The organism is Peribacillus sp. NPDC097264 (assembly GCF_050277925.1).
GTDB lineage: Bacteria > Bacillota > Bacilli > Bacillales > DSM-1321 > Peribacillus.
Genome location: NZ_JBNNSR010000004.1, coordinates 80,669 through 97,560 on the forward strand (window position 1 = coordinate 80,669; position 16,892 = coordinate 97,560).

General features: G+C 41.7%; 15 protein-coding genes. 14 read left to right on the top strand and 1 reads right to left on the bottom strand.

Going from position 1 to position 16,892, the window contains the following annotated elements; all coding sequences use genetic code 11:
• Positions 1-345: 345 nt before the first annotated feature.
• The 14 genes from bcd to ACQKL0_RS07515 all read left to right on the top strand — a co-directional run bounded on the left by bcd (position 346) and on the right by ACQKL0_RS07515 (position 16,739).
• The gene (gene bcd, locus ACQKL0_RS07450) at positions 346-1,443 is read left to right on the top strand and encodes a branched-chain amino acid dehydrogenase (protein ID WP_402869385.1); all 1,098 of its coding nucleotides are present in this window, start codon (positions 346-348) and stop codon (positions 1,441-1,443) included.
• A gap of 69 nt (positions 1,444-1,512) precedes the next feature.
• Entirely contained in the window at positions 1,513-2,934 is a 1,422-nt protein-coding gene (gene lpdA / locus ACQKL0_RS07455; protein WP_427686842.1) for a dihydrolipoyl dehydrogenase, read from the top strand.
• 22 nt (positions 2,935-2,956) lie between these two features.
• Positions 2,957-3,952: a thiamine pyrophosphate-dependent dehydrogenase E1 component subunit alpha gene (locus ACQKL0_RS07460; RefSeq protein WP_427687028.1), complete on the top strand. Its 996-nt coding sequence runs from the start codon at positions 2,957-2,959 to the stop codon at positions 3,950-3,952.
• A 12-nt stretch (positions 3,953-3,964) separates the two neighbouring features.
• Complete coding sequence (locus ACQKL0_RS07465; RefSeq protein WP_427686844.1) at positions 3,965-4,948, top strand: alpha-ketoacid dehydrogenase subunit beta; 984 nt, start codon at positions 3,965-3,967, stop codon at positions 4,946-4,948.
• Positions 4,949-4,971: 23 nt separating this feature from the next.
• The gene (locus ACQKL0_RS07470; protein ID WP_427686846.1) at positions 4,972-6,246 is read left to right on the top strand and encodes a dihydrolipoamide acetyltransferase family protein; all 1,275 of its coding nucleotides are present in this window, start codon (positions 4,972-4,974) and stop codon (positions 6,244-6,246) included.
• A 333-nt stretch (positions 6,247-6,579) separates the two neighbouring features.
• On the top strand, positions 6,580-8,463 hold the full coding sequence (locus ACQKL0_RS07475; RefSeq protein WP_427686848.1) for a methylmalonyl-CoA mutase family protein: 1,884 nt from the start codon (positions 6,580-6,582) through the stop codon (positions 8,461-8,463).
• On the top strand, positions 8,460-10,652 hold the full coding sequence (gene scpA, locus ACQKL0_RS07480; RefSeq protein ID WP_403121888.1) for a methylmalonyl-CoA mutase: 2,193 nt from the start codon (positions 8,460-8,462) through the stop codon (positions 10,650-10,652). Before ACQKL0_RS07475 ends, scpA begins: the two co-directional genes overlap by 4 nt.
• Entirely contained in the window at positions 10,652-11,809 is a 1,158-nt protein-coding gene (meaB, locus tag ACQKL0_RS07485) for a methylmalonyl Co-A mutase-associated GTPase MeaB (protein ID WP_402956589.1), read from the top strand. The genes scpA and meaB overlap by 1 nt, the downstream gene beginning before the upstream one ends.
• Before the next feature lie 127 nt (positions 11,810-11,936).
• The gene (locus tag ACQKL0_RS07490; RefSeq protein WP_402869372.1) at positions 11,937-12,374 is read left to right on the top strand and encodes a BrxA/BrxB family bacilliredoxin; all 438 of its coding nucleotides are present in this window, start codon (positions 11,937-11,939) and stop codon (positions 12,372-12,374) included.
• A gap of 337 nt (positions 12,375-12,711) precedes the next feature.
• Positions 12,712-13,515, top strand: coding sequence for a transporter substrate-binding domain-containing protein (locus ACQKL0_RS07495; protein ID WP_402956967.1), 804 nt, complete (start codon positions 12,712-12,714; stop codon positions 13,513-13,515).
• A 125-nt stretch (positions 13,516-13,640) separates the two neighbouring features.
• Entirely contained in the window at positions 13,641-14,300 is a 660-nt protein-coding gene (locus ACQKL0_RS07500) for an amino acid ABC transporter permease (protein ID WP_402869370.1), read from the top strand.
• The gene (locus tag ACQKL0_RS07505; RefSeq protein ID WP_427686851.1) at positions 14,293-15,015 is read left to right on the top strand and encodes an amino acid ABC transporter ATP-binding protein; all 723 of its coding nucleotides are present in this window, start codon (positions 14,293-14,295) and stop codon (positions 15,013-15,015) included. Before ACQKL0_RS07500 ends, ACQKL0_RS07505 begins: the two co-directional genes overlap by 8 nt.
• Before the next feature lie 187 nt (positions 15,016-15,202).
• Positions 15,203-16,192, top strand: a complete 990-nt coding sequence (locus ACQKL0_RS07510; protein WP_402986171.1) for an aromatic acid exporter family protein — start codon at positions 15,203-15,205, stop codon at positions 16,190-16,192.
• Positions 16,193-16,223: 31 nt separating this feature from the next.
• Complete coding sequence (locus ACQKL0_RS07515) at positions 16,224-16,739, top strand: L,D-transpeptidase (RefSeq protein ID WP_402869365.1); 516 nt, start codon at positions 16,224-16,226, stop codon at positions 16,737-16,739.
• A gap of 37 nt (positions 16,740-16,776) precedes the next feature.
• Here the strand turns inward: ACQKL0_RS07515 and prli42 are convergent, their stop codons facing one another.
• On the bottom strand, positions 16,777-16,872 hold the full coding sequence (prli42, locus tag ACQKL0_RS07520; protein WP_402869363.1) for a stressosome-associated protein Prli42: 96 nt from the start codon (positions 16,870-16,872) through the stop codon (positions 16,777-16,779).
• Positions 16,873-16,892 lie beyond the last annotated feature (20 nt).

The window sequence follows — 16,892 nt, forward strand, 5'->3', positions numbered from 1 at the left end:
TGCACGTTCTTGGCGTTTATTATTCTTCGATAAGCAGATGGAATGTATTAAATTAAAAAACTTATAGGATTGGATTTCTCTTCTGCTTCCACGTTTTACATCAATCCCCACTCCCTTTTCACAGGAATATATCCACCATATTTATTTTGTTGGCATGTAATTTGCATGTTATTGAATGGAATATGGATTTTTTGGGTAACAAATCGCGAAATGCGCACTATCATATAGGCAAGAGAACACTAATTAACAATATGAATTTAACCTTTATATGTCAGAAAAGAATGAGGATACAGGATGAGCCTCTCTTTTTTGGCAACTTTGAAAACATCTGAGGGGGATTCCATTATGGAAATTTTCAACTATTTAGAACGATATGACTATGAGCAGCTATTATTTTGTCAAGATAAACAATCAGGTTTAAAAGCGATCATCGCGATACATGATACGACACTTGGCCCAGCCCTTGGTGGTACTCGCATGTGGACATATGCTTCAGAAGAAGAAGCCATAGAAGATGCGCTAAGACTTTCAAAAGGAATGACTTATAAAAACGCGGCAGCAGGCTTGAATCTAGGTGGTGGAAAAACCGTGATTATCGGAGATCCACGTAAAGACAAAAATGAAGAAATGTTTAGGGCATTCGGTAGGTATATCCAGGGATTGAATGGCCGCTATATTACTGCCGAAGATGTCGGAACCACAGTGGAAGATATGGACCTTATCCATGAAGAAACAGATTATGTCACAGGCATTTCACCTGAGTTCGGTTCATCGGGGAACCCTTCGCCGGTCACCGCTTATGGTGTGTACCGGGGCATGAAAGCAGCGGCAAAGGAAGCATTCGGAAGTGATTCTTTGGAAGGAAAGGTGATTGCCGTTCAGGGGGTAGGGAATGTAGCTTATAATCTATGCCGTCACCTGAATGAAGAAGGAGCGAGACTGATTGTCACTGATATTAATAAAGAGAGTGTAAATCGTGCTGTTGAGACATTTGGTGCCAAAGCTGTAAACCCCGATGAGATTTATGGAGTGGACTGTGATATTTATGCACCTTGTGCATTGGGCGCTGTCATAAATGATGGAACGATTGGTAAAATCAAGGCAAAGGTGATTGCAGGTGCGGCCAATAACCAATTGAAGGAACCGATTCATGGGGACCAAATACATGAAAAAGGAATCATTTATGCACCTGATTATGTCATTAATGCGGGCGGTGTCATAAATGTTGCGGATGAACTGAAAGGGTACAATCGGGAAAGAGCCTTGAAAAAAGTTGAAGGTGTTTATGATAGCATTGAACGAGTCATTGAAATAGCAAAACGGGATAAAATCCCGACCTATAAAGCAGCTGATAGAATGGCAGAAGAGCGGATTGAAAGAATGAGAAATTCCAGAAGTCAATTTTTACGAGACGAGAAACATATCTTGAACCGACGTAGATGAGTTAAAAAACAACTTGGATTCCTGTGTTATCAGGATTGACATAGGAATTTCCAACAAGGAGGGATGAACATGGCTGAAGAATATGATCTTGTCATTCTTGGCGGAGGAACCGGAGGGTATGTTGCAGCAATCAGGGCGGCACAGCTTGGTTTAAAAACGGCAGTCGTTGAAAAAGAAAAGGTAGGCGGGACATGTTTACATAAAGGCTGTATTCCTTCCAAAGCTTTGTTAAGAAGTGCAGAGGTTTACCAAACGGCTATCAAAAGTGAGGAATTCGGTATTTTCACAGAAAACGTGAATGTGGATTTCAGCAAAGTCCAGGAACGGAAAAACAAGGTGGTCGACCAGCTTTATAGAGGGGTCCAGCACTTGATGAAGCAAGGGAAGATCCACGTTTACGAAGGAATAGGCCGAATACTTGGACCTTCCATCTTTTCACCAATGCCAGGAACAATTTCCGTGGAAATGAATAATGGTAGTGAAAATGAAATGCTGATTCCACAAAATATCATCATTGCTACCGGTTCACGCCCAAAATCATTACCAGGTTTATCAATCGATGGGGATTTTGTCCTTTCTTCTGATGAAGCACTTCAGCTAGACAGCTTGCCAAAATCAATCATTATAGTTGGTGGAGGCGTGATAGGTATTGAGTGGGCCTCGATGTTAAATGACTTTGGCGTGGAAGTAACGGTACTAGAATATGCAGATAAAATCATTCCCACAGAAGATCATGAAATTTCGGAAGAAATGCTTCGCCTATTGAAGAAAAAAGGCATTACTTTTCATACAGGCGCTAAGGTGTTGCCAGAGACGCTGAAAAAAGATAAATCAGTGTCCATCACTGCAGAAATCAACGGAAAACTCGAGGAGTTCGAGGCAGATAAACTATTGGTTTCCGTTGGAAGAATGGCTAATCTTGAATCGATTGGTTTGGATAATACGGATATCGTCATTGAAAATGGATATATTGTCACCAATGAATTTTTCCAAACGAAAGAAACACATATGTACGCGATTGGAGATTGTATCGGCGGCTTGCAGTTGGCCCATGTTGCTTCACATGAGGGATTGACGGCAGTTGAACACATGGCAGGAAAAAAACCGGAAAAGATCGACTATTCGCTTATATCGAAATGCATCTACTCCAGTCCAGAAGCGGCAAGCGTCGGCATGACAGAGGAACAGGCCAAAAAAGATGGATATGAATTGAAAATTGGAAAGTTTCCATTCCGGGCTGTCGGTAAAGCCCTTGTTTATGGTGAATCGGATGGATTTGTCAAAATCATTTCGGATAAAAGAACGAATGATATTCTGGGTGTCCACATGATTGGACCGCATGTTACGGATATGATTTCCGAAGCTGGCCTGGCAAAGGTACTGGACGCCACCCCTTGGGAAGTGGCAAAGACGATTCATCCCCATCCAAGTCTTTCGGAAGCAATCGGAGAGGCAGCTCTCGCAGTGGATGGCCTTGCCATTCACTCATAAAAAAGGAGGAGGTTTTTTGATAATGGTGGAAACACGTCATGAACAATTGGGTTTGAATGATGAAACCGTATTAGATATTTATCGGACCATGCTGCTGTCACGTAGGATGGATGAGCGAATGTGGCTGTTGAACCGTTCAGGGAAAATTCCTTTTGTGATTTCCTGTCAAGGGCAAGAAGCTGCACAGGTTGGAGCGGCATTTGCCTTGGATCGTCAAAAGGATTACGTATTGCCTTATTATCGGGACGTCGGTGTCGTTTTGTCATTTGGAATGACGGCGAAAGAATTGATGCTATCAGGATTTGCCAAAGCCGAGGACCCCAATTCCGGGGGGAGGCAAATGCCAGGTCACTTTGGACAAAAGAAAAATCGGATCGTGACGGGTTCTTCTCCAGTAACTACACAGGTACCACATGCAGTGGGAATCGCCCTCGCAGGGAAAATGGAAGGAAAGGACTTGGTGACATTCGTCACATTTGGGGAAGGTTCATCCAATCAAGGTGATTTTCATGAAGGGGCCAATTTTGCCGGTGTCCATAAGCTTCCAGTCATCTTCATGTGTGAAAACAACCAATACGCCATATCCGTTCCTATATCCAAACAGCTTTCCTGTGAAAAGGTATCGGACCGGGCCATTGGGTACGGCATGCCTGGAATCACGGTGGATGGCAATGATCCGTTGGAGGTATATAAAGCGGTTAAAGAAGCGGCTGATCGCGCTCGTAGAGGAGAAGGCCCCACTTTAGTCGAAACCGTTTCATATAGGCTGACTCCCCATTCAAGTGATGATGATGACCGCAGTTATCGTGAAGCTGAAGAAGTGGCTGAAGCGAAAACGAAAGATTCCATCATGACTTTTGGAGCGTATTTAAAGGAAGCGGGTATCATGGATGAAACCCTTGAAAAACAACTTAATGATGAAGTGATGAAAATAGTGAACGAAGCTACAGATTACGCCGAACATGCTCCATATCCAAAAGCTGAAAGCGCTATGGATCATGTTTACGAACAAAAGTAAGGGGGGAAAAGGATGTCGGTAATTTCTTATATAGATGCGGTGACAATGGCAATGCGCGAAGAGATGGAAAGAGATTCGCGAGTATTCGTTTTGGGGGAGGATGTCGGGAAAAAGGGCGGAGTCTTTAAGGCGACAAATGGTCTATACGAGCAGTTCGGTGAATCAAGGGTCATTGATACGCCCCTTGCAGAGTCAGCGATTGCTGGTGTAGGAATTGGGGCCGCCATGTATGGATTACGACCTATTGCCGAAATTCAATTTGCGGATTTTATCATGCCCGCTGTAAATCAAATTGTTTCCGAAGCGGCAAAGATCCGTTATCGGTCCAATAATGATTGGAACTGCCCAATGGTCATTCGTGCTCCGTATGGTGGCGGAGTTCACGGAGCGTTATATCACTCCCAATCTGTGGAAGCTATGTTTGCGAACCAACCAGGATTGAAAATTGTGATGCCTTCCACCCCATATGATGTAAAAGGCTTGCTTAAAGCTGCCATTCGCGACGAGGATCCGGTACTTTTCTTTGAACATAAGCGTGCGTACCGTTTGATTAAAGGTGAAGTTCCAAATGATGATTATGTACTGCCAATCGGTAAAGCTGATGTGAAAAGAGAGGGAGAGGACATTACGGTCATAACCTATGGCCTTTGTGTTCACTTTGCTCTCCAAGCGGCAGAAAAACTAGCCATGGATGGTATTTCAGCGCATATTTTAGATTTGCGCACCGTATATCCGTTGGATAAGGAAGCCATCATAGAAGCGGCTTCCAAAACGGGTAAGGTCTTATTGGTTACAGAAGACAATAAAGAAGGTAGCATCATGAGTGAGGTTGCAGCCATCATTGCCGAGCATTGCCTATTCGATTTGGATGCCCCAATCAAGCGACTGGCTGGTCCGGACACCCCCGCAATGCCTTATGCACCTACAATGGAAAAATATTTTATGGTGACCCCTGATAAAGTGGAGAAGACGATGAGAGAACTGGCTGAATTTTAATAGAAAAGAAGGAGGATTAAATGATGGCGATAGAACAAATGAAAATGCCCCAGCTTGGTGAAAGCGTGACAGAAGGGACCATAAGTAAATGGCTTGTTCAGCCAGGAGATCACGTGACGAAGTATGATCCACTGGCTGAAGTGATGACAGATAAAGTAAACGCTGAAGTTCCTTCTTCTTTTACGGGGATTGTTAAGGAGTTAAAGGCGGATGAGAATCAAACGCTGGCTGTGGGGGAAGTTATATGTTCCATTGAGGTCGAATCAACCAAGCCCAAGGAAGAGGAAAAAGAAGACCCAGCAGAGAAAAATGATGATGCAGTTCATAGCACGAAGCCTAACATGGAAACTCCGACTCCGAATAAAGTCCGGTTTTCCCCCGCTGTACTAAAGCTCTCCCAGGAACATGATATCGATCTCTCTCAAGTGAATGGGACGGGGAATGAAGGAAGGATAACGCGTAAAGACTTATTGAAACTCATTGAGTCCGGAAATCTGCCTAAACCGGCAGCTGATGTAAGAACTGCTTCCGAGCCAAAAGAACTTCTGCCCCAATCATTGCCATCAAATGAGAAAGAAACCGTCGTTCCTAGCATGACTGGAGATAGAGAAATACCCGTAACTGGGGTAAGGAAAGCGATTGCTTCGAATATGTCGAAAAGTAAGCATGAGATTCCACATGGATGGACAATGGTTGAAGTTGATGCGACGAATATGGTTAAACTTAGGGATTCACTTAAATCGGATTTCAAACAAAAAGAAGGGTACAATCTAACCTACTTTGCATTCTTTGTTAAAGCGATTGCGCAGGCTCTTACCGAATTTCCTCAAATCAATTCAATGTGGGCAGGCGATAAAATTATTCAAAGAAAAGAAATTAATATTTCAATCGCGGTTGCAACGGAGGATGCTTTATTTGTTCCGGTCATAAAAAATGCAGATGAAAAGTCGATCAAAGGGATTGCTAGGGAAATCAATGACCTGGCATCAAAGGTGAAAGCAGGAAAGTTAAGAGTCGAGGATATGCAAGGCGGTACCTTCACTGTCAATAATACTGGTTCATTTGGTTCGGTCCAGTCCATGGGAATTATAAATCATCCCCAGGCAGCGATTCTACAAGTGGAGACCATTGTAAAAAGATCTGTCGTCATCCATGACATGATAGCAGTCCGTGATATGGTCAATCTATGTTTATCACTAGATCATCGGGTATTGGACGGTCTTGTATGCGGCAGATTCTTAGCCCGAGTAAAAGAAATCATTGAAAAAATAACCTCGGATAATACATCTGTTTATTAATAGGGAAAAAGAAGGAGGTAACCATAAAGGTGCTTCCTTTTCTCTGTGCCTCTGTAACTGTTTATGAATAGAAATATAAGAGTATTTAGAAAATAGTCGACAATATTTTTATTTTTGCTATTATTTTATAGAGGCTCTTCTCATAATTATTCTCCATCTTCTATCATATGGTTTTTTTAACAGGTTTTGATAATAGCTAAAATTATAAGAATATTATGATAGAATATATATAAATTGATGGGAGAGTGTTTTTCTTATGTAATTGACTGAGCGTTCGGTCTACGTATTGACGATTGAACCAGTAGGAAAGCAAAATATAAGGGAGCGATTAAAATGGAATTGAAAGATGTAAAAAACATATCCTTTCCAAAACCTTCATTAGAAGAGTGGAAGGAAGCGGCAGAAACTAGTTTAAAAGGCAGAAGTGTCGAAAAATTAAAAACGAATACATATGAAGGCATTACTTTAAATCCCCTCTATACAGAGGAATCTGTTTCAGATGGAGAACAAACAGAGCTTCCCGGATTTGCTCCCTTTACACGTGGAATTGCTCCGACCGGTTATTACGAGCAGCCATGGTTTGTCGTACAGCCTGTAAGCGGTATCACGGCTGACGAGGCAAATGAAAAGATGCACGCCGCACTAGAGCGCGGTCAGAATATTATCGTCTATCCAGCTCATCTTCTTGCGGAGGGTGCGAGGGTTTCAAAACTTTTTAATGGCCTATCATTAAATGAACTTCCCGTTTTCATTGACCTGAAGGGAAAGCAAAAGGAACTATTCCCTCAATTCAAAGCTGTTGCAAATCAACAAAATGCGCAAATTAAGGGTGTGCTTGCAGAAGATCCGATTGCAGAATGGTTAGTCGGTGGTCAAGTTCCTGAAGATACAGAAACATATTTTGCAGAATGGGCAAAAACAATCCAAGATTATCAACAGATTGGTCCGGACTTAAAGTCAATTCTTGTTAACACGGCTAGTTTTCATAATGGAGGAGCCAATGCAATTCAAGAGCTTGCCTATGGATTGGCAGTTGCTGTCCAATATATATGGGAAGGGCAAAAACAAGGGATTTCCGTACGGGATATTATCGGAAAGATCGTGTTTTCCTTTGCAGTGGATTCCAATTACTTTATGTCGATTGCGAAGATACGGGCGGCTAGAAGACTTTGGGCTGGTCTAGCGGAAGCTTTTGAAGAGGATGCCGAGTATTTTAAAATGGTTATACATGCAGTTACATCCGAGTTGACAGAAACGCTCTATGATCAACACGTGAATATTCTGCGGACCACGAATCAAGCATTTGCTGCAGCAATTGGAGGGATTCAGTACTTGCAGATCCATCCATTTAATCATGCTTCAGGTGAGTGTAATGAATTTTCGGAAAGAATAGCACGCAACACGCATTTAATCCTTAAAGAGGAAACGAATATCACAACGGTGGTCGATCCTGCCGGCGGATCTTGGTATGTCGAGCAATTGACGGATGAATTGGCTGATAAAGCATGGGTGAAGTTCCTTGAGATTGACGAGGCAGGCGGGGTACTTGATGCCATTATGCAAGGGGCTTTACAAGCAGACATAGCAAAAGTCTACGAGGAAAGGGTCCAGAATGCGGCACTACGGAAAGAAAGTATTATTGGTACCAACGTTTATCCGAACCCTACCGATAAAATCAAAGTTCCTACAACTGAAACACAGAGATCATATATGGTGGTTCAGGGGCCAGTAGATATTACACCAATCAAGTTAGATCGTATATCATCCCAATTTGAACAGTTAAGATTACGAAGTGAAGAGTGTAAACAAAATGGCGGGAAAGCACCGACAATCGGCCTTATTAACTTGAATGAACTTAAATCTTATAAGCCTCGTGCTGATTTTATAAAAGGCTTTGTTGCAGCCGGTGGAATTGAAACGATGGAAAGTGAAGGATGCCATGATAGTAAGGAAGCGGTGGATTATATAGCTGAAACTAAGCTTTCCATATACTGTGTATGTGGAAGTGATCTTGATTACTCGGATAAGGCGGAATCCATCATAAAAGAGATTAAACAGCAATACCCACACATCAAGCTATATGTCGCTGGAAAGCAATCGGCAGAATTGGAGACTGTTTTATTGGAGTCTGGAGCGGACGACTTTATCCATGTTAAAACGAATGTTGTGGCGGTCTTGACAGAACTACTACAAGAGCTAGGGGTGAATGAACAATGAAAAAACCAAATTTCTCTACCATAAATCCTGCTAAGTCTGAGCGTAAAGGAACAGTTGAATTATGGAAACAAGAGGCAGAAGCAGCAGTTGGACAAAACATCGAGGAACTTTTATTCGAAACGAATGAACAAATCAAGGTTAAACCATTATATATGAAAGAAGATAGTCAGAATTTGGAGCACATGGAAAGTGTACCGGGAATTGCTCCATATACAAGGGGACCCTATCCATCCATGTATGTGAACCGGCCATGGACAGTACGACAATATGCAGGGTTCTCAACTGCAGAGGAATCCAACGCATTTTACCGCAGGAATTTAGCGATGGGTCAAAAGGGTCTCTCGGTGGCCTTCGATTTGGCAACACATCGCGGCTATGATTCGGATCATCCTCGTGTTGTTGGGGATGTAGGAAAAGCGGGTGTGGCGATAGACTCGATTTTGGATATGAAGATCCTATTTGATGGAATACCACTCGATCAAATGTCGGTATCCATGACAATGAATGGAGCGGTTTTACCTATTCTTGCTTTTTATATCGTTACAGCCGAGGAGCAGGGAGTCACCCAGGATAAGCTTTCTGGTACCATTCAAAATGATATCTTAAAGGAATACATGGTTAGGAATACGTATATCTATCCACCCGAGATGTCGATGAAAATCATTGCTGATATATTTGAATATACTTCAAAATATATGCCAAAGTTCAATTCTATATCCATTTCCGGTTATCACCTACAAGAAGCTGGAGCACCTGCGGATATCGAGCTTGCTTATACGTTGGCGGATGGCCTGGAATATGCAAGGACAGGAATGAAAGCCGGTATCGATATTGATAAATTTGCCCCTCGTTTGTCGTTCTTCTGGGCTGTTGGAATGAACTATTTCATGGAAGTGGCAAAAATGAGAGCGGGACGGTTCATATGGTCAAAACTAATGAAACAGTTTGAACCGAAGAATAAGAAAGCGATGGCTTTACGAACACACTCCCAAACATCGGGGTGGAGCCTTTCAGAGCAAGATCCTTTCAATAATGTAGCACGAACACTGATCGAGGCGCATGCAGCTGCCTTGGGCCATACCCAATCTTTGCATACGAACGCATTGGATGAGGCCATTGCCCTTCCAACCGATTTCTCAGCACGTATTGCCCGGAATACACAGCTTTATCTTCAAGAGGAGACTGGCATTACAAAGGTCATCGATCCATGGGCAGGTTCTTATTATGTCGAATCGCTAACAAATGAACTGATTGAAAGGGCTTGGGCTCATATCGAAGAAATTGAAGGTCTTGGGGGCATGGCAAAGGCGATTGAAACCGGTCTTCCGAAAATGAGGATTGAAGAAGCGGCAGCAAAACGTCAAGCTAAAATCGATTCTCAAGATGAAACAATCGTGGGTGTCAACAAATATCGCCTGAAAAAAGAAGATGCGATTGAAATCTTGGAGATAGATAATACCGCCGTCCGCGAAAGTCAACTTAAGCGTTTAAGCATCCTTAAAGAAAAAAGAGATCAGTCGAAAGTCGATGAAGCTCTTCAGGCATTGACGCAAGCGGCACGAACTGGTGAAGGTAACTTGCTTGAATTGGCAGTACAGGCAACTCGAGTCCGCGCTTCACTTGGGGAAATTTCCGATGCAATTGAAGAAGTGGCTGGTCGTCATAAGGCCACCATCCGTTCTATTAGTGGTGTTTATAGCTCAGCTTATTCGAAAGAAGCGGAAATTGAAGAAGTAATTGCCATGACTGACGAATTTCTTGAAAATGAAGGCAGACGCCCTCGTTTATTGATGGCTAAGATGGGGCAGGACGGCCATGATCGGGGATCGAAAGTGGTTGGTACGGGGTTTGCTGATTTAGGCTATGATGTTGACATCGGACCACTATTCCAAACACCGGAGGAAACCGCTCTTCAGGCTGTGGAAAATGATGTGCATGTTGTTGGGATGAGCTCGCTCGCTGCCGGCCACAAAACACTATTGCCGCAATTGATGGCCGAGTTGAAAAAATTGGGCCGGGAAGACATTATCGTCATTGTCGGTGGAGTCATCCCAGCACAAGATTATGATTATTTAATGCAAAACGGCGCATCAGCGATTTTTGGACCTGGCACGGTTATCCCGCAGGCAGCTAAAAAAGTGCTACAAGAAATATACCATCGCCTAGGATATGAGGAAGTGGCACAGTAATGAGTGAAGATAAGAAGCCGGAATGGGTCGATCCTAACAATCAGGATGGTTTTGCTTCTTCGTTAAAGCCTGGTGTGGAATTGGATGCTGGTCATAATAAAGCATCAAAAAGTAGATTTATCAAAAAGAAAAATGAGAGAATCTCGATACCGCAATTGAAAGATGGAATCTTGACAGGGGAGAGAGCAAAGCTTGCTAAAGGGATCACATTAGTGGAAAGCAATGCCGAACATCATTTCGAGTTGGCACAAGAACTTTTGCACTCAATTCTCCCACACACAGGTGCTTCGCTCCGCATCGGCATTTCAGGTGTCCCTGGGGCTGGTAAAAGTACATTCATCGAAACCTTTGGAACGTTTTTATGTAATAAAGGATATAAGGTTGCGGTACTCGCTGTCGATCCAAGTTCCTCGATTAATGGAGGGAGCATCCTTGGGGATAAGACGAGGATGGAGGAACTGGCACGGAATCCTCAAGCTTTTATCCGACCTTCCCCATCAGAAGGAACTTTGGGTGGGGTGCATAGGAAAACGAGGGAAACGATGTTACTTTGTGAGGCGGCCGGTTTTGATGTGATTTTGATTGAAACGGTGGGTGTAGGGCAGAGTGAAGCGATTGTCCGAAGTATGGTCGACTTTTTCATGTTGCTTGTCCTAACAGGAGCCGGAGATGAATTGCAGGGCATGAAAAAAGGAATCATGGAACTTGTTGATGGTATAGTGGTCAATAAAGCAGACGGTGAAAACATTCCGCTTGCGAACAGGACAAGGTCGGAATACAGTCGTATTCTCCATTTCCTTCAGCCTGCCACTAAGGGGTGGGCTGGAAAAGCGTATACATGTTCTTCTGTTACAGGAAAAGGGATTCCTGAAATTTGGGACGTATTACAGGACTTTTCGCAGACAACAAAGTTATCGGGTGTTTTTCAGGAACGGAGAAGAATGCAATCCAAAGAGTGGTTGTATTCATTAATAGACCATCAGCTTAAAACCATGTTCTATAAAAATGATACTGTCAAAGGCTTACTGCCCAAGCTTGAAAATGAAGTGATGTCCGGTAATAAAACAGTCACTAAAGCCGTACAACAAGCATTTCAATCGTTCTCTGAATCCTTAAGTTCGAATGAGTGCGGTCCCACAGATAACGAACGGATATAGCTCTCCTTTTCTTATCACCAATTGGAATCTTGATGTTTTTAATCATGGCCAGTTAAATTGATTGAATCCGGCTTCGTCAATTGTTATGATAGTGGTGAAGAGAAAAAGCTGGAAGGAGCACTATACTATGAATATGGATTTCAATTTTTTAATGAATGACGTGGTCAAACAAGCTCGCGATGAGATTAAGACTGCTGGATATACAGAACTGACGACTGCTGAGGAAGTAGAAGATGTATTGGCCCAAAAGGGTACGACGCTAGTTATGGTCAATTCCGTTTGTGGTTGTGCTGGGGGAATTGCTAGACCAGCTGCAGCCCATGCGATTCATAACGATAAACGTCCTAATCAGCTTGTAACTGTTTTTGCAGGTCAAGATAAGGAAGCGACTGAGAAGGCCCGTGATTATTTCGAAGGATATCCACCATCATCACCATCATTCGCTCTTCTGAAAGATGGAAAAATCATCACGATGATTGAGCGTCATGAAATCGAGGGTCATCATCCAATGTCTGTAGTGGAAAAATTGCAAGCTTACTTCGATGAATATTGTGAAGAAGTGTAAGACTTTGCTTATGCATTAAGCTTACTAGTATCTTTTAAGAAAACCGCCGAGTTTGGCGGTTTTTTTATTGGTGAATTTGCTTGGAATCGCTTGGGTGCGGAAGAAATTGGGTAGTAAATCAGGTGTATTTTATAGTAGGTAGAGTATTATATTAGAATTTGGTTAAAATAATATTCTAAAAAATAAATTTTTCATTAAGCTTATTGAATAATTATAAGAATGTGTTAAAATACACAAGAGTGCATGAATATTAGTTCGCATACGAGTTTAAGTTTATCGTAATTTGGCCATTGGCTCATACAAGAATCAAAAACTACTTGGAGGAATAATGATGAAATTGAAAAAGCGGGTAGCATTGTTGCTTACTTCTGTTTTATTAGTAGGTATTTTAGCAGCATGTGGAACCTCAGAGAAAAAAGAAGAGAATACATCAGGTAATAAAGATAAAAAAGTACTAGTAATGGGAACATCTGCGGATTATCCACCGTTTGAATATGTTGAAACATCCAAAAGCGATGAAATCAAAGGATTTGACGTAGATATCGCTAAAGCGATCGGTAAGAAATTAGGATATGAAATCCAGGTGAAGGATATTGATTTTAACAGTCTTGTTCCATCACTTGAAAATAAATCGGTAGATTTTGTTATCTCTGGAATGACTCCAACACCGAAACGTGAGAAATCCGTTGATTTTAGTGATATTTATTATACAGCGAAAAACATGATCATTACGACAGATGGCAGCAAGATAAAAACGGTAGATGATTTAAAAGGGAAAACGGTAGGCGTACAGCTTGCTTCCATTCAAGAGACATTGGCAAATGACTTGAATAAAAATGAAAATATCGGGATGAAGATTGAAAAACGGAATCGTATTCCTGAAATCATCCAGGAAATGGTTGCGAAACGTTTTGATGCCGTGATTATTGAAGATACAGTTGCTAAAGGATATTTGAAAGACAATCCGGATTTAGTAGGATATGAGATGGAAACTGGGGAAGAAGACGCTGGTTCCGCTATTGCATTCCAAAAGGGCAGTGATTTAACGGAAGATTTCAATGCTGAACTGAACGAAATGTTGGAAAATGGTGAAATGGAAAAATTAATTCTAAAATGGTTCGGTGGCAGTGAAACTAAATAATACAGAGAAAAGGGAAAACGTTCAGAAGTGATAAAATACGCCTTCTGAGCGTTTTTCCACGCTTTATTGAGTATAAAGTGAATAAGGAAGGCCTTTATAGGTCTTTATAAGAGAGGATGAATGGAGTGAATCTGGATTTTGAAAGGATTATGCCTTCCCTTCCATATATCATGGAGGGAATACCGACTACACTAAAAGTTGTGGCGGTTGCGGCTGTAATCGGTTTTGTTTTGGGGATCATCTTATCCATACTGAAAATCAGCAGAATTAAGCCGTTAAATTGGATTGCTGACTTTTATACATCGATTTTCCGCGGTACACCATTAGTTTTACAATTAATGCTTATTTATTTTGGTTCCCCACAAATTTTAGGGATTCAAATCGAAGCGTTTCAGGCTGCTTTCTTGGCTTTCGGCTTAAACTCTGCCGCGTATATCTCGGAAATCATCAGGGGTGGTATATTAGCGGTCGATAAAGGGCAACGGGAAGCCGCGCTTGCCCTTGGGGTTCCTTATTCAAGTATGATGTTGAATATCATCTTGCCACAGGCCATCAAGAACATTCTCCCTTCTTTAGTGAATGAAATCATTTCCTTAACGAAGGAATCCGCCGTGGTAACCATCATCGGTTTAGGCGATATTATGCGCCGTTCTTATATTGTCGGTGGTGAGACCTATAAATTCTTCGAGCCGATATTATTTGCCGGTCTCATTTATTATGTGATGGTCATGATTCTCACTATCTTAGGTAAAGTAATTGAAAGGAGAATGAGACGCAGTGATTAAAATAGATCAGCTTCAAAAGAGTTATGGCAAACTTAGCGTTCTAAAAGGAATCAGTACTGAAATTGGACAGGGTGAAGTCCTAGCGATAATCGGTCCCTCCGGATCAGGAAAGTCGACTTTCCTCCGGTGTATCAATATGCTTGAAACACCTACTGATGGTCAGATCTGGTTCAAAGATCAAAATATTACGGATAAAAAGACTAATATTATGAAAGTCCGGGAGAATGTCGGGATGGTATTTCAACATTTTCATTTATTCCCACACAAGACAGTGCTTGAGAACCTGACATATGCACCTATGAAGGTGAAAAAGTTATCGAAAGCAGACGCTGTGAAACAGGCAAGAGAGCTTTTGAATAAAGTCGGATTGGCTGATAAGGAAACAACGTATCCAAATCGTCTTTCCGGCGGGCAAAAACAAAGGGTTGCCATAGCACGTGCATTGGCCATGAATCCAGAAGTCATGCTGTTTGACGAGCCGACTTCCGCATTAGACCCGGAAATGGTAAAAGAAGTATTGGACGTTATGAAGTCACTGGCCCATACCGGGATGACAATGTTAATTGTTACGCATGAAATGGGATTTGCTAAAGAAGTGGCCGATCGGGTTCTATTCTTGGATGGCGGCTTGCTTGTTGAGGAAAGTGCTCCGGAAGAGTTCTTTTCCAACCCTAAAAGCCAGCGTGCCAAAGATTTTCTTCAAAAAGTGCTTTAGAATGAAAAAATGAACATGTAGTGAAAAAAGGTAACTTTAGTTACCTTTTTTATTTTATCCAAATAATGTATCATAGGTATAACGAATTATTAATAATTTAGAATTTTCCTTCATAAAGGACTGTAAAATTATCTGAATAGCTGATAGTATTATAATAGAAGTGAAAGAAGCAGGGTGATACATAACAATGTTCAAAATCGGGTATAGAACGATTAAAACTGCTATGGGGGCATCCATCGCAATTATTATTGCACAATTGCTGGGTTTGAATAATTTCTCTTCTGCTGGCATCATAACGATTTTATGTATACAGGTTACAAAAAGGAAATCGGTATTTGCCTCCTGGCATCGATTTTTGGCTTGTATGATCGCAATGCTTTATTCTACTTTACTGTTTCAGGGTATAGCTTTCCATCCCCTTGTAATCGGGCTAATCCTTCTCATCTTCATCCCGACTACAGTTGCCTTGAATGTTAGCCAGGGAATAGTTACAAGCAGTGTCATCATCCTACATCTCTATGGCTCTGGAAAGATTACTATTGCACTGCTCGTCAATGAAACGATTTTGATTGTCGTTGGAGTGGGTGTGGCACTTATCATGAATCTATACATGCCTAGTGTGGAAAAAAAATTAATTGCTTACCAGGATAGAATTGAGATGAATTTTAGTGCTATCTTAATGGCAGTTGTCCGCTATTTACGGGATAATGACCATACATGGGATGGAAAGGAAATTACAAAAACAGCAAATCTTCTTAATGAAGCCAAAAGTCTTGCCTTTAGGGATGTGGAGAATCATTTTCTTCGGGAAGAAGATCTCCATTATCATTATTTCAAAATGAGGGAAAAGCAATTCGAAATTATTGAGAGGATTCTCCCTTTGGTCACAAATATTCCTTTAAGAGTGAAGCAAAGCGGTATATTGGCAGACTTTATAGAGGATTTGGCTGAAAATGTTCATCCTCAAAATACGGCGATCCTTTACTTGAGGAAACTTGAGGAAATGGAAGAGTTTTTTAAGGGGATGGAACTTCCTCAAACCCGGGAAGAGTTTGAATCACGTGCAGCTTTATTGCAGCTTATGAAGGAAATGGAACGCTATTTATTGCTTAAGCATTCTTTCAAGGGATTCCCTAAGGAGAGTCATAATAGAATGAAAAAGAGGCCGTTGGCTTAAACTAAGCAAAAAAGTAAAGGAACTGATAGAAATGAAACGAATCCTTTCTTTATTGTTATTGCTTGTCTTGTCAGCTGTACCATCTCAGGCCCTTGCTCAAACCGTAAATCACGGAGAGCCATTCATTATTATCAATAAAGCGAATAATAAACTGGCTTTCATTGACGACAACGTGGTACAAGAGATACTTCCAGTCGGAACAGGCAAGAGTCAGGAATTGACGCCTGAAGGGTTATTTACCGTCAAAGTAAAAGCGGTTAATCCTTACTATCGAAAAAAGAATATCCCTGGTGGAGATCCCAGAAATCCGCTTGGGTCAAGATGGATTGGTTTTGATGCCAGGAATACAGATGGCAGGATTTATGGGATACATGGAACCAATCAACCATCCTCAATCGGGAAATACATTTCCAATGGTTGTGTGAGGATGCATAAACCGGATGTAGAGCGGTTATATGACAAGGTTCCGATTGGGACAAAGGTTCTAATAACTCTATCAAATGAAAGTTTCAACACGTTAGCCAGAAATATAGGGGCTATCAAATAAGAAAGAGGGAAGCTTTTAGCTCCCCTCCTGCAGCCTATTACAATAAAAATGCGATGCCTGATAGTAAGGTCGTCAATAACATCGAGATAAGCATGAGATAGACAACAACTTTTCTTACTTTTTTATTTTTCATTATGTTCTCTCCTCAAACAG